This window comes from Tropicimonas aquimaris (genome assembly GCF_042676185.1).
Classification (GTDB): Bacteria; Pseudomonadota; Alphaproteobacteria; order Rhodobacterales; family Rhodobacteraceae; genus Tropicimonas; species Tropicimonas aquimaris.
The window spans coordinates 235,965-256,293 of record NZ_JBHTJT010000007.1 but is presented as its reverse complement, the minus strand read 5'-3'; the positions used below and the strand labels follow the sequence as shown (position 1 = coordinate 256,293).

The 20,329-nt window shown below is 67.0% G+C and carries 19 protein-coding genes; 3 read left to right on the top strand and 16 right to left on the bottom strand.

Translation table 11 applies throughout. The features are described from left to right. The first annotated feature begins 33 nt into the window (after positions 1–33). A complete protein-coding gene (phaZ, locus tag ACFQ2S_RS05005; protein WP_386073227.1) occupies positions 34–1,317 on the top strand; it encodes a polyhydroxyalkanoate depolymerase in 1,284 nt (427 codons plus the stop codon). Between the two features lie 66 nt (positions 1,318–1,383). Here the strand turns inward: phaZ and ACFQ2S_RS05000 are convergent, their stop codons facing one another. The 12 genes from ACFQ2S_RS05000 to cydD form a co-directional block, all read right to left on the bottom strand. Continuing rightward, positions 1,384–1,611 (bottom strand): formate dehydrogenase subunit delta, encoded by a 228-nt coding sequence (locus ACFQ2S_RS05000; protein ID WP_386073225.1) that lies wholly within the window; start codon positions 1,609–1,611, stop codon positions 1,384–1,386. Beyond that, complete coding sequence (gene fdhD / locus ACFQ2S_RS04995) at positions 1,608–2,384, bottom strand: formate dehydrogenase accessory sulfurtransferase FdhD (protein ID WP_386073223.1); 777 nt, start codon at positions 2,382–2,384, stop codon at positions 1,608–1,610. The genes ACFQ2S_RS05000 and fdhD overlap by 4 nt, the downstream gene beginning before the upstream one ends. Before the next feature lie 13 nt (positions 2,385–2,397). Continuing rightward, positions 2,398–5,286, bottom strand: coding sequence for a formate dehydrogenase subunit alpha (gene fdhF, locus ACFQ2S_RS04990; protein ID WP_386073221.1), 2,889 nt, complete (start codon positions 5,284–5,286; stop codon positions 2,398–2,400). Further along, positions 5,283–6,815, bottom strand: a complete 1,533-nt coding sequence (locus ACFQ2S_RS04985) for an NADH-ubiquinone oxidoreductase-F iron-sulfur binding region domain-containing protein (protein ID WP_386073219.1) — start codon at positions 6,813–6,815, stop codon at positions 5,283–5,285. Before ACFQ2S_RS04985 ends, fdhF begins: the two co-directional genes overlap by 4 nt. Continuing rightward, positions 6,812–7,291, bottom strand: coding sequence for a formate dehydrogenase subunit gamma (locus tag ACFQ2S_RS04980; protein WP_386073217.1), 480 nt, complete (start codon positions 7,289–7,291; stop codon positions 6,812–6,814). The genes ACFQ2S_RS04985 and ACFQ2S_RS04980 overlap by 4 nt, the downstream gene beginning before the upstream one ends. An 83-nt stretch (positions 7,292–7,374) precedes the next feature. Next, the gene (locus ACFQ2S_RS04975) at positions 7,375–8,268 is read right to left on the bottom strand and encodes a LysR family transcriptional regulator (RefSeq protein WP_386073215.1); all 894 of its coding nucleotides are present in this window, start codon (positions 8,266–8,268) and stop codon (positions 7,375–7,377) included. Positions 8,269–8,330: 62 nt separating this feature from the next. Then, complete coding sequence (locus ACFQ2S_RS04970) at positions 8,331–9,305, bottom strand: SLAC1 anion channel family protein (RefSeq protein WP_386073213.1); 975 nt, start codon at positions 9,303–9,305, stop codon at positions 8,331–8,333. Positions 9,306–9,420: 115 nt separating this feature from the next. After that, on the bottom strand, positions 9,421–9,531 hold the full coding sequence (gene cydX / locus ACFQ2S_RS04965; protein WP_089230933.1) for a cytochrome bd-I oxidase subunit CydX: 111 nt from the start codon (positions 9,529–9,531) through the stop codon (positions 9,421–9,423). Between the two features lie 12 nt (positions 9,532–9,543). Further along, entirely contained in the window at positions 9,544–10,707 is a 1,164-nt protein-coding gene (gene cydB / locus ACFQ2S_RS04960; RefSeq protein ID WP_386073210.1) for a cytochrome d ubiquinol oxidase subunit II, read from the bottom strand. Between the two features lie 6 nt (positions 10,708–10,713). Continuing rightward, a complete protein-coding gene (locus tag ACFQ2S_RS04955; protein ID WP_386073208.1) occupies positions 10,714–12,327 on the bottom strand; it encodes a cytochrome ubiquinol oxidase subunit I in 1,614 nt (537 codons plus the stop codon). Between the two features lie 113 nt (positions 12,328–12,440). After that, entirely contained in the window at positions 12,441–14,102 is a 1,662-nt protein-coding gene (locus ACFQ2S_RS04950; protein ID WP_386073206.1) for an amino acid ABC transporter ATP-binding/permease protein, read from the bottom strand. Further along, a complete protein-coding gene (gene cydD, locus ACFQ2S_RS04945; RefSeq protein ID WP_386073204.1) occupies positions 14,099–15,784 on the bottom strand; it encodes a thiol reductant ABC exporter subunit CydD in 1,686 nt (561 codons plus the stop codon). Before cydD ends, ACFQ2S_RS04950 begins: the two co-directional genes overlap by 4 nt. Before the next feature lie 125 nt (positions 15,785–15,909). Here cydD and ACFQ2S_RS04940 point away from each other — a divergent pair, with 125 nt between their 5' ends. Then, complete coding sequence (locus ACFQ2S_RS04940) at positions 15,910–16,350, top strand: Rrf2 family transcriptional regulator (protein ID WP_386073202.1); 441 nt, start codon at positions 15,910–15,912, stop codon at positions 16,348–16,350. A 123-nt stretch (positions 16,351–16,473) separates the two neighbouring features. Next, positions 16,474–17,226, top strand: a complete 753-nt coding sequence (locus ACFQ2S_RS04935; protein WP_386073200.1) for a YbaY family lipoprotein — start codon at positions 16,474–16,476, stop codon at positions 17,224–17,226. Positions 17,227–17,351: 125 nt separating this feature from the next. On the opposite strand, the gene ACFQ2S_RS04930 is transcribed toward ACFQ2S_RS04935, so the two are convergent. The 4 genes from ACFQ2S_RS04930 to ACFQ2S_RS04915 all read right to left on the bottom strand — a co-directional run bounded on the left by ACFQ2S_RS04930 (position 17,352) and on the right by ACFQ2S_RS04915 (position 20,251). Continuing rightward, positions 17,352–18,044: an HAD-IA family hydrolase gene (locus ACFQ2S_RS04930; protein WP_386073198.1), complete on the bottom strand. Its 693-nt coding sequence runs from the start codon at positions 18,042–18,044 to the stop codon at positions 17,352–17,354. Continuing rightward, positions 18,041–18,709, bottom strand: coding sequence for a phosphoglycolate phosphatase (gph, locus tag ACFQ2S_RS04925; protein ID WP_386073196.1), 669 nt, complete (start codon positions 18,707–18,709; stop codon positions 18,041–18,043). The genes ACFQ2S_RS04930 and gph overlap by 4 nt, the downstream gene beginning before the upstream one ends. Then, complete coding sequence (locus ACFQ2S_RS04920; protein WP_386073194.1) at positions 18,706–19,260, bottom strand: thioredoxin family protein; 555 nt, start codon at positions 19,258–19,260, stop codon at positions 18,706–18,708. The genes gph and ACFQ2S_RS04920 overlap by 4 nt, the downstream gene beginning before the upstream one ends. A gap of 67 nt (positions 19,261–19,327) precedes the next feature. Further along, positions 19,328–20,251 (bottom strand): MBL fold metallo-hydrolase, encoded by a 924-nt coding sequence (locus ACFQ2S_RS04915; protein WP_386073192.1) that lies wholly within the window; start codon positions 20,249–20,251, stop codon positions 19,328–19,330. Positions 20,252–20,329: the final 78 nt, after the last annotated feature.

Genomic DNA, 20,329 nt, shown 5'->3' with positions numbered 1-20,329 from the left:
TGTTCCGGACAGGATCCAAGGAGTGAGTGACGAATGAAGTACATGGCCACCTACGACCTGATGGAAAGCATCCGCGTCACCAACGAGTGGCTCGGATCGACCGCGAAGGCCGTGTGCTCCTATCCGGCGTTCGGGTTGTCGATGAACCCGATGATCCAGATGACGGCTGCCTGGGGTGAAGTCACCGAACGCAGCTTCGCACGGATGGTCGCGAAGCCGGACTGGAACATCCATTCCGTCGTCGGCACCGACGGGCGCGATCACCTTGTCGACGTGATCACCTCCGTGAAGAAGCCGTTCGGCGACCTGATCCATTTCGAGGTTCAGGGCCGCACGCAGATGCCCCGCAAGGTGCTGCTGGTGGCACCGATGTCGGGCCACTATGCGACCCTGCTGCGCTCGACTGTGGTATCCCTGCTGCCCGATTGCGAGGTCTACACCACCGACTGGCACAATGCCCGAGACATTCCCGTTTCGGAGGGCAAGTTCGACATCGAGGATTACGTCCTCTACCTCGTGGAATTCATGAAATACCTAGGGCCCGATACCCATGTGATCGCGGTCTGCCAGCCTGCGCCGCTCGCGCTGGCCGCCACGGCCTACCTCGCCGAAGACGATCCCGCCGCCCAGCCCAACTCGCTGACCCTGATCGGCGGGCCGATCGACCCGGGCGCTGCGCCCACCGAGGTGACCGACTTCGGACGCACCGTGACCATGGGCCAGCTCGAGCAGCATGTGGTTCAGCGGGTCGGCTTCAAATACGCCGGGGCCGGTCGCATGGTCTACCCGGGCCTGCAGCAGCTTGCCTCCTTCATCGCGATGAACTCCGAGACCCACGCCACCGCCTTCTTCGACCAGATCGTGCGGGTGGCGCGCGGCGAGTCTGGAGAGCACGACAGGCACAACCGGTTCTACGACGAATACCTCGCCGTCATGGACATGACCGCTGAATTCTACCTGTCCACCGTGGAGCGAAACTTCAAGAACCGCGAGATCGCACGGGACATCTTCGAGGTCGAGGGCAAGCGGGTCCATATCGGCGCGATCACCGATGTCGCGGTGATGACGGTCGAAGGCGCGAACGACGACATCTCGGCGCCCGGCCAATGCGTTGCCGCGCTGAACCTTCTGACCGGCCTGGAGGACAGCAAGAAGGCCAGCCATCTGGAGCCCGGCGCGGGGCATTACGGGATCTTTGCGGGCAAGTCCTGGCGCAACAACATCCGTCCGCTGGTGCTGGAGTTCATCGACAACAACATGACCCACGACCGGCGCAAGATGAAGTTCGCCAACATCAAGTCGCTGCACGCACGATGAGTGCGGGACGGGGGGCTGTCTGCCCCCCGCGCGGTCCGAAGCGGGCCGCTCCCCCCGAGGATATTTTCAGACAGAAGAAGCGGCGGGCCTGCGGATTTCTGGGCCGGCCTTGCGGACGAGATCCGAGAGAACGACGTCCTCGCTCGCGAGCAGGTCGAGCAATTGCAGGCGCATGCGCGGTTCCCAGAACTGGTTGATATGGGCGGCCACGGCCTCCACCGCCTCTGGCTCGGGCCTGGTGGCGAAGGCGGTGGCGATCTGGTTGGCCATGTAGGCGATCTTTTCCTGGCTCATCGGGACGACGGCTCCTTCAGGCGCGACGGGTGAGCAAGGACGCGGCCTTCCCCACCCTTGAGATTGGTGATCAGCGTCAGCCCTGCGTCCTGCGCCATGCGGGCCGCCAGCGTCGTGGGCGCGGAGACAGCGAGGATCGCCTCCGCGCCGAGCGCCGCGGCCTTCTGCACCATCTCCACCGAGACGCGCGAGGTCAGCACCACCGCCGCCCCTGCCCCGGTCTCGCCCGCCGTGAGCGTGGCGCCGAGGAGCTTGTCGAGCGCATTGTGCCGGCCGACATCTTCGCGCAGGCGGACAAGGCCCTGGCCTGGACGCCAGAGCCCGGCGGCATGGGCGGCGCCGGTGGCGTCGTGCAAGGGTTGGGCGCGGCGCAGCGCGGCGGGGGCGTCACGCAAGTCGGCGGAGGTGAGTTCAAGGTTACGGGTTGCGACCGGCGCCGCTGGGCGCAGCGCCGCCTCGATCGAGTCGATCCCGCAGAGGCCGCACCCGACTGGACCAGCCATGGCGCGACGGTGATCGGCAAGGCGCGCGGCGAAGGGCTCTTCGAGCCACATCCGCAACTCCACGCCTTCAGCCTGCGGCACAATCTCGATCTCGCCGAGGTCGGCGACGCGCTCCACGATCCCCTCGGAGATCGAGAAGCCGGCCGCGAAATCCTCCAGATCGGCCGGGGTGGCCATCATCACCGCATGGGTGGTGCCGTTGTAGACTAGCGCCACCGGAACCTCCTCGACGAGGAGGCGGCCGGTCTGGCCTGTCACCGGGATGGGCATGTGCCGGCCCATCTCACTCGGCCACGGGCGGCAGGATTCGGCGCGAATGCGCGGCCTGCGCGGCATAGTCGGTCTGCCAGTCGGTCGGCCCGTTTGAGAGGCCCACCTGCACGGCGGTCACCTTGTATTCCGGGCAGTTGGTGGCCCAGTCGGAATAGTCGGTGGTGATCACGTTGGCCTGCGTGTCCGGGTGATGGAAGGTCGTGTAGACCACGCCGGGCGCCACCCTTTCGGTGAGCGTGGCGCGCAGGGTGGTCTCGCCGGAACGGCTGGCCAGCCGGACCCAGGCACCCTCGGTGACGCCGCGCTGCTCGGCGTCGTGCGGGTGGATCTCCAGCACATCGCCCTCGTGCCAGACCACGTTGCGGGTTCGCCGGGTCTGGGCGCCGACGTTGTACTGGCTGAGGATGCGTCCGGTCGTCAGAAGGAGCGGAAAACGCGGGCCGGTGCGCTCGTCGGTGGCCACGTAATCCGTCAGCACGAACAACCCCTTGCCGCGCACGAAACCGTCCGTGTGCATGATCGGCGACCCCTCGGGCGCCGCGTCGTTGCAGGGCCACTGGACCGAGCCGCGCTGCTCCAGCATGTCGTAGGAGACATTGGCGAAGCCCGGGGTGGTGGCCGCGATCTCGTCCATCACTTGCGCGGGGTGGGTGTAGCCCCAGTCGGCCCCGAGCGAACGGGCCAACTCCTGCGTCACCTCCCAGTCCGCCAGCCCGTTCTTCGGTGCCATGACCTTGCGGACGCGGTTGATCCGCCGCTCGGCGTTGGTGAAGGTCCCGTCCTTCTCGAGGAAGGTCGAGCCGGGCAGGAAGACATGGGCGTAGTTCGCCGTCTCGTTCAGGAATAGGTCGTGCACGATCACGCAGTCCATCGCGGCGAGGCCGGCGGCCACGTGCTTGGTATTGGGGTCCGATTGCAGGATGTCCTCACCCTGGATGTAGATACCCCGGAAAGTGCCATCGACCGCGGCGTCGAGCATGTTGGGAATGCGCAGGCCGGGCTCGTCCTGGATCTTCACGCCCCAGGCGCGCTCAAAGATCGCGCGGGTGTCCGCATCATGCACATGCCGGTAGCCGGGCAATTCGTGCGGGAAGGAGCCCATATCGCAGGAGCCCTGCACGTTGTTCTGGCCCCTGAGCGGGTTCACCCCAACGCCGGGCCGGCCGATGTTGCCGGTCGCCATGGCGAGGTTGGCGATGGCCATGACGGTGGTGGAGCCCTGGCTGTGCTCGGTCACGCCGAGCCCATAATAGATTGCCCCGTTGCCGCCGGTCGCGAAGAGGCGCGCTGCGGCGCGCAGCTCGGCGGCCGGAACACCGGTGACGGCTTCCGTCGCCTCGGGGCTGCGGCTTTCCTCGGAGACGAAGGCGGCCCAGTCCTCGAAGGCGTCGAGATCGCAGCGCTCGCGGACGAAATCCTCGTCGACCAGCCCTTCCGTCACGATCACATGGGCGAGCGCCGTCATCACCGCGACATTGGTCCCGGGGGTCAGGGCCAGGTGATGCGCGGCCTCGATATGCGGCGTGCGCACAAGGTCTATGCGGCGCGGGTCGATCACGATCAGCTTCGCCCCCTGCCGCAGCCGCTTCTTCAGCCGCGAGCCGAACACCGGGTGGCCGTCGGTCGGGTTGGCGCCCATCACGATCACCACGTCGGTCTGCTCGACCGAGTCGAAGTTCTGGGTGCCGGCCGAGGTGCCGAAGGTCGTCTTGAGGCCGTAGCCGGTGGGCGAGTGGCAGACCCGGGCGCAGGTGTCGACGTTGTTGTTGCCGAAGACCTGTCGGATCAGCTTCTGGACGAGGTAGGTCTCCTCGTTGGTGCAGCGCGAGGAGGTGATGCCGCCGATCGCACCGACGCCGTGGCGCGCCTGGATGTTCCGCAGCTTGAGCGCGGCAAAGGCGAAGGCCTCGTCCCAGCTGACTTCGCGCCAGGGCTCGTCGATGCGGTCGCGGATCATCGGGTTCAGGATGCGCTCGGCGTGATTGGCATAGCCCCAGGCGAAGCGGCCCTTCACGCAGGAATGCCCGCGGTTGGCCTCGCCATTCTTGAAGGGCACCATGCGGACCAACTCGTCGCCCCGCATCTCGGCCTTGAAGGAGCAGCCGACGCCGCAATAGGCGCAGGTGGTGACGACCGAGCGGGTCGGCGTGCCGATCTCGAAGACCGACTTCTCCTGCAGCGTCGCCGTCGGGCAGGCCTGCACACAGGCACCGCAGGAGACGCAGTCGGAGGTCAGGAAGCTGTCCTCGCTGGTGCCCGCCGAAACGCGGCTGTCGAAACCGCGCCCCTGGATGGTCAGCGCGAAGGTGCCCTGCACCTCCTCGCAGGCGCGCACGCAGCGGGAGCAGACGATGCACTTGGAGGGATCGTAGGTGAAGTAGGGGTTGCTCTCGTCCTTCGGCAGGTAGCGCGGGTTGGCCTCGCCGTTCTGCCGGGCGCTGACGTGGCTTTCGCCCTCGTGGCCGTAGCGCACGTCGCGCAGGCCGACGGCGCCCGCCATGTCCTGCAACTCGCAATCGCCGTTGGCGGCGCAGGTCAGACAATCGAGCGGGTGGTCGGAGATGTAGAGCTCCATCACCCCGCGCCGCAGCTTCTTCACCGTTTCGGTCTGGGTGTGCACCACCATGCCCGGCGCAACCGGCGTCGTGCAGGAGGCCGGTGTGCCCTTGCGGCCCTCGATTTCCACGAGGCAGAGCCTGCAGGAACCAAAGGCCTCGACGCTGTCGGTGGCGCAGAGCTTGGGGATCGAGAGCCCCGCCTCGGCGGCGGCCCGCATGACCGACGTGCCCTCCGGCACCGTCACCTCGAAGCCATCGATGATGAGTGTGACCGGGGCGCCGTCCTTCGCGGGCGTGCCCATGTCGCGGTCGTCCTGCCAGGGGATGATGAAGTCCTTCATTCGGCGGCCTCCGTCGTGGTCGCGAAGTCATCGGGGAAACGGGTGAGCGCGGAGAGCACCGGGTATGGCGTGAAGCCCCCGAGCGCGCAAAGCGACCCACCGCGCATGGTCTCGCAGAGGTCTTCCAGGAGTTCGACCTGGCCGGGCTCGCCGGCGCGGATCTTGTCCAGCGTCTCGACGCCGCGCACCGCGCCGATCCGGCAAGGCGTGCACTTGCCGCAGCTTTCGATGGCGCAGAACTCCATCGCGAAGCGCGCCTGTTCCAGCATGTCGACGGTGTCGTCGAAAACGACGATCCCGGCGTGGCCCACCAGCCCGCCCTCGCCGTCGAAGGCCTCGTAGCAGAAGGGCGTGTCGAACTGGTCGGGTCGGAAATAGGCGCCGAGCGGCCCGCCGACCTGCACCGCCTTCACCGGACGCCCGGTGGCGGTGCCGCGCGCGACCTTCTCGACCAGGTCCCCCAGCGACATGCCGAAGGCCGTCTCGAACAGCCCGCCATGCTTCACGTTGCCGGCGACCTGGATCGGGATCGTGCCGTGGGAGCGGTTGTGCCCGAGTTGGCGGAAACCCTTCGCGCCCTTGTCGAGGATCACCGGCACCGTGGCGAGCGAGATCACGTTGTTGACCACCGTGGGCCTGCCAAGGAAGCCCTCGAGCGCCGGCAGCGGCGGCTTGGCGCGAACCACGCCGCGCTTGCCTTCGAGCGAGTTGAGCAGGCTCGTCTCCTCGCCGCAGACATAGGCGCCCGCGCCGACGCGGATCTCGATCTCGAACGCCCGCCCGCTGTCGATCACCGAAGGCCCGAGCAGCCCGGCGCGCCGTGCCAGCCCGACCGCCTCGCGCATCGTGGCGATGGCATGCGGATACTCGGAGCGCAGGTAGACGTAGCCCTTGTCCGCCCCGGTGCCGAGGCCCGCGATCACCATGCCCTCGATCAGGCAGAAGGGATCGCCCTCCATAAGCATCCGGTCGGCAAAGGTGCCGCTGTCGCCCTCGTCGGCGTTGCAGACGATGTACTTGCGGTCCCCCGGCGCCTTGCGCACCGTTTCCCACTTGATGCCGGTCGGAAAGCCCGCCCCGCCCCGTCCCCGCAGGCCGGACTCGGTGACCTCGGCCGTGATCTCCTCGGGCGACATGGCCAGCGCACGCCGCAGGCCGGACAGGCCGTCGTTTACCTCGTAATCGGCGAGCGAGAGCGGATCGATCAGGCCGCAGCGCGCGAAAGTGAGCCGGGTCTGAGCGGCGAAGAAGGGGATCTCCTCCACAGGGCCGAGCGCCTTGGCGTGGCTGCGGAACCCGCCGTCGAACAGCGCGGGCACGTCGTCGGGCGTCATCGGGCCGAAGCCCATGCGGGTCTCGCCGTCGAGCACCTCGACCAGCGGCTCCAGCCAGATCATGCCGCGGCTGCCGTTGCGGACGATCTCCACCGCCTCGCCACGGGCTTCCGCCTCGCGCGAGATCGCCTGCGCCACCGCGTCGGCACCAAGCGCCAGCGCCGCGGCATCCCGGGGTACGAAAATCGTCCTCACGCCGTGTCCTCCCCGGCCGCACGCAACACCGCCGCCGCATCGGCCCGGCCGATCAGCGTGTCCCCCACCATCGCCGTCGGCGCGCATGCGCAAAGCCCAAGGCAATAGACCGGCTCGAGCGTGGCGCGTTCGTCGGCGCTGGTCTCGTGCCAGCCGAGCCCCATCCGCTCCTGCACCTCGGCCGCGAGCGCATCGCCGCCCATAGCCTTGCAGGCTTCGGCACGGCAGATCTTCACCACCATCCGTCCGGCCGGCGCGGTGCGAAAATCGGGGTAGAAGGACATCGTCCCATGCACTTCAGCCGCCGTCAGGTTCAGCACATCGGCAATCGCCGGCAGCGCCGAGGCGGGCACATGGCCAAAGGTCTCCTGCACCTCGTGCAGGATCGGCAGAAGCGGCCCCTCCAACGGCTTCAGGCGGGTCGCAATCTCTCGCGCCCGGGCAATCGTCTCGGTATCGGCGACATCCAGTGCCATGGCGGCCTCCTCCCAAAGGTTCGACCATGGGAGCAAGAAAGCGACCCCAAGATCAATATTGATTTTTCGTCATTCGATAGAGATCATCTATCAAGCGCGCCTGCCGCATCGATGGCCCCGTCGATCAGTGCCTGCAGCACCGGGCTGTGCGGCTCGCGCGGCTCTGCGATCAGACCGATCCGGTGCCCGGCGCTGTCGGCCTCCACCGGGATGGCGGAGAGCCCGGACCCGCTGCCGAACAGTGCCGCGGTGGATTGTGGCAGAACCGTCTCCCAACCGCCCGCGCGAACATGGGCGATAAGCGCCAGCACCGAATCCGACGCCAGCCGCGGCGCCGGGCGCGCGCCGGCCTCCGCCATGTGCTGGTTGATGATGCGCCGGTTCTGCATGTCCTCGGTCAGCAGGCAGAGCGGCCGCTCCGCCACTTCCGCCCAGGTGACCGAACCCCGCCCCGCCAGCGGGGAGCCCTCGGACACCACCATGAGATAGCGTTCGCGGTAGAGCGGCACGGTCATCAGCCGCCCCAGCGGATCGCCGTCGAGGTAGGTGATGCCGGCGTCGGCCTCGAGCCCTTCGACCATCGACCGCACCGCGCCGGAATTGCGGGAATGGATCACCACGAAGAGGTTCGGGTGCCGCTCCATCAGCGGGCGGGTCAGCGTGGCGACCATCGCCAACGCGGTCGGCACCACCGCCAGGCGCAGCTTGCCCGACAGCCCCTCCTTCGCCATCCGCATCTCGGCCCGCATGATCCGGGCGTCTCCGGCAATACGGTGCGCCCATTCGAGCGCCCGCACGCCCTCCGGCGTCAGCCCCTGGTAGCGGGAGCCCCTCCGCACGAGTTGCACGCCGAGTTGGTCCTCCAGCTGCCGGATCGCCGCCGAGAGCGTCGGCTGGGTTACGCCGCAGGCCTCCGCCGCGCGGCCGAAATGCTGCTCGTTGGCCAGCGCGATGAACATTTCCAGCTTGTCGATCATGCGCGCCACCCCCCTGCCCCCGCCTCGCGGAGTCTAGGAAGCCTGAGACCGGGAGGCGACACCTATTCCGGTACGCAGATCTCGTTGCGCCGGATCGCCAGCAGCGTCCGAGCGATCAGCGCGGCCATGATCATCAGCAGCACGAGGTAGAGCAGCCCTCCCAGGATCGCGTGGAACCCGGAGCCGGTCAGGGCCGCATAGCGGAAGGTGGCGATCGTCAGGGCGGCGGTGGGAAAGCTCAGCGCCCACCAGCTCATCGCGAAGGGGATCACCCGGAATTTCCAGGATTGCACGACCACGATGGCGGCAAAGACGTAGCCGAGGTTGACCAGGATCCGCGCCAGCGCGTCCACCTGCCCGCCGTTGAGCTGGATCCAGGCAAGGAAGGAGACCGCCGGCGGCGCGATCAGGATGGTGAGCGTCGGCAGCAGCTTGCCCGGCAGCGGATCGTGAAAGATCAGCCGGTTCATCACCAGCGTCAGCAGCACCACCCAGAACAGGATGCCGGCGGAGAAGAACAGCCATGACAGCTCCACGAACCCGAGCCCGACCCCGGCCACCGGCGCCACGACGTTGCCGACGGCGGGGATGAACCATGCGGGCGAGATGTGCATCGGCTGGAACGGTCGGTGCCCGATCCAGCCCGAGACCACCGCCAGCATCAGCACCGCCTGAAGCGCCGCTCCGCTCCCCCAGACGAGCCGCGCCAGCCCGGGCGCGGCCGGCGCCAGGGCCGTCGCAATAAGCAGCAGCGAGATCGAGATCGCCGGGAAGAAGGCCTTCTTCACCGGATGCATCCACTCGGCAATGAAATGCGCCTTGTAGCGCCGATACTTCGCGATCATCACCGACGAAATCGCTCCGAAGGCCAGGATCGTGGCCGCCAGGAAGAGCCAGGAGAGGAGCGCCGGCAGACCCCAGGCCTGCTCGACGACATCAGTGGCGAGCGTCAGCCCCGCCAGCCCCATCACAGCAGCGAAGAAGGTCACCGGGAAATGCGCCAGTCTGGGTTCGATGGCGGTTGCTGTCTCGCTCATGGCTCTCGCTTTCCGGCATTCTGGGACCGTCGAGGATCGGCGGGCCATTTCCTCCCGCCAATCCGATCAGCATCGGCGCGCCAACGTCAAGCGACGTCGCGCAGCCCGGCGCGCGTCAATCCTCCTCGGCGAGCGCCCGGTCCTCCTGCATCTCGACCCACATCGCGTTGAGGACGGCCAGCAGGGCGGCCAGCGGCAATCCGAGAAGCCAGGCAAAATACCACATGTCTCGTGCTCCTTAGTAAACGGTTTCCGAATTGTCCTCGATGTCCTCCACGGTGACCTTGCCCCAGAGCACGCTGTAGACCCAGGCCGTGTAGGCAAGAATCAGCGGCATGAAGATCGCCGTGCAGACCAGCATGACAAAGAGCGTCATGTGCGAGGAAGAGCTGTCCCAGACGGTCAGCGAGGCATTGGGATCGACGCTGGAGGGCAGGATGAAGGGGAACATCGTCAGCCCGACCGTCGAGATCACCCCGAAGATGCCGAGCTTGGACCACAGCAGCGGGGAGAGGTCGCCGTGGCCACCGAAGGAGCGGGCGGCCATCAGGATGCCGACAAAGCCCATCAGCGGGGCAGTAGCGATCCAGGGGCGGTCGCCGTAGGCGTCGAGCCAGCTGCCGCCGCGGATGACCTCGGAGAGCAGCGGGTTGGACGGGCCGTCCGTCACGACCTCGCCGGCAAAGGCGAAGCCGTCGATCCCGACGGCCAGCCACACACCGGCCAGTGCGAACCCGACCGCCGCGAGATAGCCGAAGAACGGGCCGAGGCGCCGGGCGCGGGTCTCGACCATGCCGTCTGTCTTGAGCGCCAGCCAGGCCGCGCCGTGTTGGAGCAGCATCGCGAGGGAGATCAGACCGGCCAGCAGCGAGAACGGGTTCAGCAGGCCGAAGAACTTGGCGTAGAACGGGCCGTCATACATCGGGATCAGCTCCGGCGTCAGGTGGAACGGCACGCCCACGAGGATGTTGCCCACCGCCACGCCAAAGATCAGCGCCGGCACCGCGCCGCCGACAAACAGCGCCCAGTCCCAGGCCGACCGCCACGCGGTGCTCTCGCGCTTGGAGCGGTACTTGAAGCCCACGGGGCGCAGGATCAGCGCCGCGAGCACCGTGAACATGGCGAGGTAGAAGCCGGAGAAGCTCACCGCGTAGAGCGGTGGCCAGGCGGCAAAAATCGCGCCGCCGCCGAGGATGAACCACACCTGGTTGCCCTCCCAGACCGGGCCGACGGTGTTGATCGCCTGCCGGCGCTCGAGGTCCGTCCGGGCGACGAAGGGCAGCAGCGCGCCCACGCCCATGTCGAACCCGTCGGTCAGGGCGAAGCCTATCAGCAGCACGCCCAGCAGGAGCCACCAGATCACCCGCAGGATCTCGAAGTCGATAAGTTCGTAGAGGATCATTGTCGTTCACTCCGCCGGGGTGGTGATGCCGGGAACGCGGCCGTCATGGGTCCGCAGGCGATGCTCGTGTTTTTCCATCCAGGCATCGGTTTCGGCCACGTCCATGTAGGGGCCCTTGCGGATGTATTTCAGCATCAGGCCGATCTCGACCACGAAGAGGATCGTGTAGAAGGTGATGAAGCCCGCCAGCGTAATGAGCAGGTCGGCAATGGTCAGGTGACTGACCGACATCGCCGTCGGCAAGACCCCGTCCACCGTCCAGGGCTGACGCCCGTATTCGGCCACGAACCACCCGAGTTCCGCGGCGATCCAGGGCGTCGGGATCATCCAGACGGCGAGATGCAGCGCGGGCCGTGGGAACGTCATGCCCTTCCAGTTGGCGCGGTAGAAGAAATAGACCATGAGACCGATGAAGGCGAAGCCGAGCCCGACCATGATCCGGAACGCCCAGAACAGCGGCCAGACGGTCGGCACCGTGTCGTTCGCGGCCATTGCGATCTGTTCTTCGGTGGCCTCGCGGGGATCATCGACGTAGCGCTTGAGCAGAAAGGCATAACCCAGATCGTCGCTGTGCTCCTCGAATTGCGCGGTGAGGTTTGCCGGCGCCGACTCCTTCAGTTCGCGGATCTGCACCAGGGCGTCATAGGCCAGGATACCGGACCGGATCCGCTCCTCGGCCGCCTCGACAAGTTCGGTTATGCCAGGGATCTCCTCGGTCAGGGACCGGGTGCCGATCAGACCCATCATCCAGGGAATGTGAATCGCGTAATGCGTCTCGCGCGCCTCGCTGTCCGGGAAACCGACCAGTGTGAAGGAGGCCGGCGCGGGCTCGGTGTGCCACATGCCCTCGATCGCGGCGAGCTTCATCTTCTGGTTCAGCGTCGCCTCGTAGCCGGACTCGTCGCCGAGCACCACGACCGAGAGCGCCGAGGCCAGCCCGAAGGAGGCCGCCACCGCGATCGACCTGCGGGCCAGGTCGATGTGCCGCCCCTTCAGCAGGTACCAGGAGGAAACCCCCAGCACGAAGACCGAGGCCGTGACGTATCCGGCCGAGACCGTGTGCACGAACTTGGCCTGCGCGACCTCGTTGAACACGACCTCGAAAAAGCTCGTCATCTCCATGCGCATGGAGACCGGGTTGAACTCCGCGCCCACCGGGTTCTGCATCCAGCCGTTGGCGATCAGGATCCAGAGGGCCGAGAAGTTGGAGCCGATGGCGACCAACCAGGCGACGACCAGGTGCGCACGCTTGCTGAGCTTGTCCCATCCGAAGAAGAACAACCCGACGAAGGTCGCCTCCATGAAGAAGGCCATCAGCCCCTCGATCGCCAACGGCGCGCCGAAGATGTCTCCCACGTAGTGGCTGTAATAGGCCCAGTTCATGCCGAACTGGAACTCCATCGTGATGCCGGTGGCCACGCCCAGCACGAAGTTAATGCCGAAGAGCGTGCCCCAGAATTTCGTCATCTGGCGCCAGATCGGACGGTTGGTCATCACATAGACTGTCTCCATGATCGCCACGATGATCGACAGACCGAGCGTGAGCGGCACGAAGAGGAAGTGATACATGGCCGTCATCGCGAATTGCAGGCGCGACAACTCCACTACGTCGAGTTCCATGAAGGGCCTCCGTCAGTGTTTAAATGCGTATCTTTCAGATAGCTTTATAAACCGGCTTTTGCATTCAGTTTGCTGAATGCACCTTGATACAGATCAATAAGATACGACTTCCTTCACGGACGTATGAGAGGCAAGGCGCGATTGGCCCAGTCGCGTTCAACTTCGCGATGGGCTGAAAGGAGGATCGCGGCGTCCGGACAGGCGCGTCGCACGCCTTGCAGAACCCGGATTGCGGTCTCCCGGTCCAGCCCCTCTGTCGGTTCGTCGAGCAGCAGGATCCGGGGCCGCCGGAGCAGGACGCGGGCCAGTTGCAGCCGGCGCGCCTCGCCTCCCGAGAGGCCCTTGCCGCCCTCCCCGAGCCGCGCGCCGAGTCCGCCCACCCGGCGCGCCACGCCGTCGAGCGCCACATCGGAGAGCACCGCGTGCAACGCCGCGTCCCCGGCATCGGGCGCGCCAAGCGTCAGGTTCTCCGCGATCGTGCCGCTGATCAGGGCGGATCGCTGTGGGAGATAGCCCAACACGGTCCGCAGGTCCGGCTCCGGCCAGTCGCCGACCGGCCTTCCACCGATCAGGATACGCCCGCCCTGCACGGCACTGAGGCCGGCAACCGCGTTCAGAAGCGTGGACTTCCCGATCCCGCTCGGCCCGGTCAGCGCCACCGTCTCTCCCGGAGCCACGGAGAGGTTCACTCCGGCAATCAGTGGCTGCCGGGACCCCGGCGAAGCGAGCGTCACGGTGTCGAGTTGCAACCCCGGCGCAATGTCTGGTTGGGGTCCGGCGGGCACCGGACGCGGGTCGGGCGTGGTCTGCAGTATCCGGTTCACCCGCCGGGCGGCATCCCGCATCGCCCCGATCTCCGCCGCGCCCCGCCGCAACGGCGCGACGGTCTCGGCCAGCGCCAGTACCCCCAGCACCCCGAGCGCCACGCTGGGTGCCGTAATCACCTCGCTGCGGGCAAGTTCCGACCCGAGCAGGAGTGCGCCAGCCGCCGCAATTGTCACCGCCACCGAGACAAGCACCCCGGCCCGCCGCTCCACCAGCGCGACCTGAAGCCCCGCACGTCGGGCTCTCGCATCAGCATCCAGAACGGAGGCAAGCGAGCTGTCGAGCTGCCCGGCAAAGGCCAGCATCGCCCGCCCGCGCAGGTGGTCGATCACCCGCACGCGGAACGCCTGATCCGCCGCCGCCGCCAACCGCGAGGGCCGGGCACTCGCCCGCACGGCCCAGCCCAAGGCCAGCGCCGATCCGGCCGCCAGACCGAGCACAGACCAGGACGCGACCCTCGGATCGACAAGCCAGGCCAGCACGGCCCAGGCCCCGGCCAGCGTCACGCTACCGGCGAGCAGCGGGATCACCAGCCGCAGCGCGACCCCGTCCAGCGCGTCGACATCGGCGGTCAGCCGGCCAAGCACCTGCGCGCCGCGATACCGGCTCATAGCCTCGAACGGCGTGGCGGAGATCCGTGCCAGCAGACGCACTCGCAGCAGCGCCAGCGCCCGGAGCGTGGCATCGTGGGTGAGCAACCTCTCGCCATAACGCGCCGCGGTTCGGCCGAGCGCCAGGAACCGGACGGCGGCACTGGGGCGAAACACGTCGAAAACTGCGCCGGTGCCGGCCAATCCCGCCGCCCCTGCCGCGACGATGAACCAGCCGGACAGTCCGAGCAGCGTCACCCCCATCGCCAGCACAATGACCGACAGTGCAATTCCACGGGCCAGGGCCCAGCTTTCCGACCGAAGGATCACCGCGAAGACCGAGAGCAGGTGCCGGGTCATGCCGTCGCCTCCAGCCTGATCTGTTGATCCATACGCGCGGCGAGAGCCGGGTCGTGGGTTGCCACCACCAGCGTCGCGCCGCCGCCGGCGAGCGCCAGCAGGCTGTCGGTCACGGCCTCGGCCGTCTCGGCATCGAGGTTCGACGTGGGCTCGTCCGCCAGGATCACATCGGCCGCGCCAAGTGCTGCGCGGGCCAGCATCAGGCGCCGCGCCTCGCCGCCCGAAACCCCGGCGCCGGTCTCGCCCAACCGGGTCAGCAAGCCGCGCGGCATCCGCTGCAAAATGTCTTCCGCCCGCGCAACGGCCAGCGCCTCGAGAACCTCCTCCGCGCTCGCTCCGGGTGCGCCGAGACGCAGGTTGGCCCCGAGCGAGGCCGTGAAGAAATGCGGCGCCTGCGGCACCCAACCAATACGCATCCGCCAGGCATCGGCGGTCTGGTCCCCCAGCACATGCCCGGCAACCCGGATTTCGCCCCCGGCAACCGGCACCAACCCCGCGAGCGCGGCCAGCAGGGTGGATTTCCCCCGCCCGCTAGCCCCGACCAGCGCACAGGTCCCTCCGGCCGGCACCGTGAAATCCGGGAACGTCAACCTACGCCCGGGCGCCGCAAGCACCTCCACGCCAACCGTCTGCAGGGACGGCGCCCCCGGCAAGGACACGGCAGTCACACCCGCGCCGACCAGCGCGACAGAAATCTCGGCCTCGACCTCCACAAGTTCCGCGGCAACCGCCGTCGCCGCTGCCTTGTCGTGCCAGGCCGCCGCCACATCCCTCAAGGGCTGGAAGAACTCTGGCGCCAACAACAACAAGAATATCCCCTGTCCCAACGTCAATGGTCCGGTCCACGCGCCGAAAGAAATCGTACCGAGCAGCGAGAACCCGACGTAGACCGCGACCATCGCGACCCCGAGCGCCGAGAACAGCTCCAGCACGGCCAAGGAAAGGAAGGCGATTCGAAGCACCTCCATCGTGCGCGCGCGCAACGCCTCCGCGCGCTCCGCAAACCCTTCCAGAACCTGCGTCCGCCCGTCGAGCAGTCGAATGTCAACCAGCGCCTGCAACCGTTCCAGCAACAGGGTGTTGAGGCTCCCGATCTCCTCCATCTGGCGCGCGCTGGCATCGCGGGCCGCCATCCCCACCAGAGCCATGAAGACGGGGATCAACGGCCCCGCGACCAGCAGAACCAAAGCGACCGCCCAGGAGTACCAGGCCGAGACCGCGAGGATCACCAGCGGCACCACCGCCGCGCGCAGCCAGGCCGGCCGGTACCGCGTGAGATAAGGCGAAAGCGCCGCCAGCTTCTCGGAGGCCAGCGCCGCGACCGCCGCGGACCCGGGGCCGCCGGCCATGGGTGAACGCCGCCCTTCCCTTCGGACCAGGGCAGATCGTTCGACCGCGAGCACCTCGTCCGCCGCCTCGACCGAGAGCCTGTCCGACAGCGCCTGCAGCCACGCGCGCAGCGTGCCCAGAGCGGCAAACCCTACCGCCCCCGTCAAGCTGGCGCTGATCGTCGCCCGACCGTGCACCAGTTCGGACAACAGCCACGCAACCGCGCTGGCCTGCGGCAACCACAGCAAGGCCGCGACGACCGAAACCCAGCCAGCCCGGTCCAGCCGCGCCTTCACCGGCGTCACCGCGTCCAATAGCCTCAAGCCGGCCGGACTCGCGTCTTTTCCGCTCAATGGACTTCCCATAGATTCATTCTCGATGCATTTATACAGGTATCGGTGTAAGGTACGTGACCTGTATAAAGACAGGGCCGGCCCTGATGCCCGAGCGGCCCTGCATTGGAAAGGATGTGCTCGACATGCGTTTGACCGTTCGCACCAACCTGGCGATGCGCGCACTCATGTTCTGTGCGATCAACACGGACAGGACGGTGCGGAAATCCGAGATCGCCGAAGCCTGCAACTCATCGGAAAACCACCTCGGCGTGGTGATCAACATGCTGGGCCAGACCGGGTTCATCGAAACGGCGCGCGGCCGCAACGGCGGCGTTCGTCTCAAGGTGGCGCCGGAATCGCTCAGCGTGGGCCAGGTCTTTCGCGTGTTCGAGGCGAACGTTCCCTTCGCCGAATGTTTCGCGGGCTCGGACAACCATTGCCCGCTGACCGCAAGCTGTCGGCTGCGTGGCCACCTTTCAGTGGCGCTCGAGGCCTTCTACCACGCGCTCGACGACGTAACGCTGGCCGATCTGGTCAAGGGCAATGCCGGTCTGCACTCCTTGCTGCAGATCGAAAGCGTCTGAGGGCAGGCACCTCATCTTGCTTTACAGTCGCCACGACCGAAAGGCGCTGCTAATCTTTCCCGCGTCCAGCCTATGCCGGGCCACCTAGGCCTTGCAGCCGGTCCGTACTCGAGGGAGATTTCAATGCGTCCGATTTTTCTTGCCCTCCTGGTCTTGCTCGGAGCGCCTGTACCAGCCGTAGCCGAAACCCTGACCGGGACGGTCACCTACCTGCAGCGCATGATGTTGCCGCCCGCGGCCGAAGTCGAGATCTCGTTTCAGGACGTCTCCCGCGCCGATGCGCCGGCCCAGGTCCTGGCGACCTACCGGATTCCCGAGCCGGGCGCCCCGCCCTATCGCTTCGCCTTTGCCTACGACCCCGCCCGCATCGATCCCGCGCGGAGCTACACCCTAATGGCCCGCGTCCTCGAGGGGGACAGGCTTCTCATGATCACAGACACGGCCTATCCCGTGCTGACCCGGGGCGGCGGCACCGAGTTGGAGATGATCCTCAAGATGGTAAACGACACCCCGCCGCCGATGCCCGACGTCGATTTCATCAACACCTACTGGAAGATCCTGACCCTCGGCGGTACCCCGGTAGAAGTGCAGGACAACGCGCGCGAGCCCCATGTCATCCTGCGCTCGGACGGCAGCTACAACGCGACCGTCGGCTGCAACATGATCCGCGGCGGCTACGAGCTGGACGGTCCATCCGTCCGCTTCCTGCCCGGGGCTGCGACGATGATGGCATGCCCGCCGCCCCTCGACGCGCTGGAACGCTCGCTCGGCGAAATGCTCGAGGCCGCGTCGGAGCACCGCGTGAGCGGCGAGCAGATGGAGCTTCTCGGACCCGAAGGCGAGATCCTCGCGACCTTCCAGGCGGTCTATTTCTGACGCGTCGGCTTCACCCGTCCTCATGTATCCCCACCGGAGGCGCCGCGCGCTTGCGCGCGGCCGCGCCCAACGGGAGGAGCGCATCTTTGATGCGTCGACGACCGGCGGGAGCTCCACGGTGCCGGTCAATCGGTCGGAGGAAATCCGAAGCTCGGCCAGTGGTCCCGTTCGAGCGATGGCAGGACAGCGACCGCCGCCGGAAAGGCCATGCCTTGTGGTGAATGCGCCGAAGGCGTGACGACGACAGGGATTCCCGCCTCAACGGCCGCGACATACCCGACCGGGCTGTCCTCGAAGACCAGTGCCTCTTCCGCCGCGATCCCCAGCCCGGCCAGCGCCAGGAGATAGCCCTCCGGGTCCGGCTTCTTGGCCGATACGTCGTTGCCGGTAATCACATGATCGAACAGCCCCGATGCCGGGCCGGGCAGGCACCCCTGCGCCAGCGCCTCGAAGCTCTCCGCGCTCGCAGCCGTGACCACCGCCCGACCGATCCCCGCGTCGCGCGCCGCCCCGATCAGGTCGGCCACGCCGGGCCGCAGCCCAAGCGCCCCACCTGCCAGCATTCGGGCATAATGCCCACGCTTGCCTTCGTAGACCCGTCCCAGCGCTGCCGCGCCCAGCCGCTGCCCAATCGGCAACCGCTCCTGAAAAGACCGCATCCGCTCGATGCCGCCCGAAACGGCCAGCAACTCCCGGTTGAGCGCATCGTCCCAGTGCCAGTCGAGGCCCGCCTCGACAAAGGCGACGTTGAAGGCGTGCCGGTGCAGATCCTCGGTTTCGGCGAGGGTCCCGTCGACGTCGAAGATCAGCGCCTTCATTCGGCTGCGGTCTGTCGCGCCACGGCCTCGATCACGATCCCCTGCAGCCGGTCGAAATGGTCAAAGCTCCAATCATGCGGCATCGCTGCAATCGGGGACTTGCGATACCCCTCGGTGTAGAGCGCGAAGGGGATGTCGGCGCGGCGGGCGGTTTCGGCGTCGATCTCGCTGTCGCCCACGTAGAGCGTCGCGCCGCCGCCCATGTCCTCGACCGCCTTCAACAGCATGTCCGGCTCGGGCTTGCGGCTGTCGATCATCCCGGCGGCGACCACGGCATCGAAGGTCGGCTCCAGCCCCATGTGCCGGATGACCGCCCGTGCCGGCAGTTCCGGCTTGTTGGTGCAGAGCCCCATCCGATGCCCCGCCGCCTTCAACACCGCAAGCGCATCGACGACGCCGGGGTAGAACACGGCCTTCTCCACCGCGTATTCGTACTGCGCGACGAAATCGCCGTAGATCCGCGCGTGGCTTTCCGGCGTTTCTTCGATCCCCCGCGCCGCCATCATCCGACTCACCAGAACCTTCGCGCCCTCGCCGACGAAGCTGCGGGTCTCCTCGATGGTCAGCGCCTCCTTGCCCAACTGCCCGAGAATGATCTCCGACACGGCCTGGATGTCCGGCGCGCTGTCGATCAGGGTTCCGTCGAGGTCGAATACGATGTTCATGCCGCTTTCCATTTGATCGAACAGCCCATGGAGGCCACCTGCTCCTGCGGGCCGCGTCCGGTTTCTGCAATCTGTTTCATCGCCTCGAAGAGGTCGCGCCGCAGATCCGTCGGGGCGGCCTTGTTGCGCGCGGCATCGAGCCGCCCGCGGTACTGGAGTTCCCGATCTGAATTCAGGCCGAAGAAATCGGGCGTGCAGGCCGCATCATAGGCCCGCGCCACATGCTGGCTCTCGTCATGCAGGTAGGGAAACGGAAGGCTCCATTCCTGCGCCTTGATCTTCATCTGCTCGAAGCTGTCGGCCGGATAGCTGATTGCGTCATTGGAACAGATCGCAGCAACACCGATGCCGAGACCCTGCAGTTCTCGACCGTCCCGCACGATCCGGTCGATCGCGGCAAGCACGTAGGGGCAATGGTTGCAGATGAACATGATAAGCGTGCCCTTCGGACCCGCGATCTCCGACAGGGCGTGGTCGCGCCCGTCGGTGCCAGGCAGGGTGAAGTCCGGGGCCTTCCAGCCGAAATCGCATACCGGGGGAACGGCGGGCATTTTCTGCACCTCCTGTCAATGCCGCGGTGCAGGGCATGCCACCCCGCCCGCGTCGTTAGCTGTGGACTTATGCCTCCTCGGCAACAAAACGATATGACGATCCGTCGCGCTCCGCACGCCCGAGACCACCCGGCAGGTGAAAGCCGACGAAGCGCATCTGTTCCGATGCCAACCGATCCATCAGTGCGCTGCGCGTTGCCGCAGCCGTGGGCTGATCCTGATCGGAGCCCGACAACCAGTCAGGCCGGGCAAAGGCCACATGGTGATTGCCGATCGCATCGCCAATCACCATGACGCTCTCGTTGCCGGCGCGGATCTCGAAGGACATGTGGCCCGGCGTGTGGCCGGGGGTCATGTGCGCGGCCACACCGGGCAGGATTTCCTCGCCATCCCCGAAGAAGGTCATCGCATCCTCCATCAGCGCCAGCCGCCGCTGCGCGCCCACGGCAAATGCGGTGCGGCCCTGGTCGATGCTCTCCACCGTCTTCGGATCGATCCAGTAGTCCCATTCGGCCTTGCCGATCAGGTGCTGCGCCTCGGAGAAGAATGGCTCGTCGAAATCGTCCAGCACCCCCCAGAGGTGATCTGGATGGCCGTGGGTAAAGACGACATGGGTGATCTCCTCCGGTGCCACCCCTGCCGCGTCGAGCGCCTCGCCCAGCCGGCCCGCGCTGTCCTGGAAGGTCGCTCCGGCGCCGGCATCGAACAGCACCACCATGTCGTCCTTGCGTAGCAGCGTCACGTTGCACTCCGGCATCAGCGCCGCACCCGGCTCCATCCCGAAGGGCTGCAGCACGCCGGCCAACTCGTCCCCGGGCATCGGGCCGAAGATAAAGTCGGCCGGCAGCATGAGGTGGCCATCGCTCAGCACCTCCACCGTTGCGCCGCTGAGCTCGAGTGCCGCCCGCGCCCATCCTGTCTGCAAACCAAGTGTTCCAACGGTTGCGCCCGCCAGGGCGCCCCGCAGCATCCCGCGTCGAGTCAGTTCCATCAGATCTCCTCCCCTGTCTCCGAGGAAACCATGCTCGCATTCAATTTTATGAATGACAATATCCGGAACCCGCGAAAC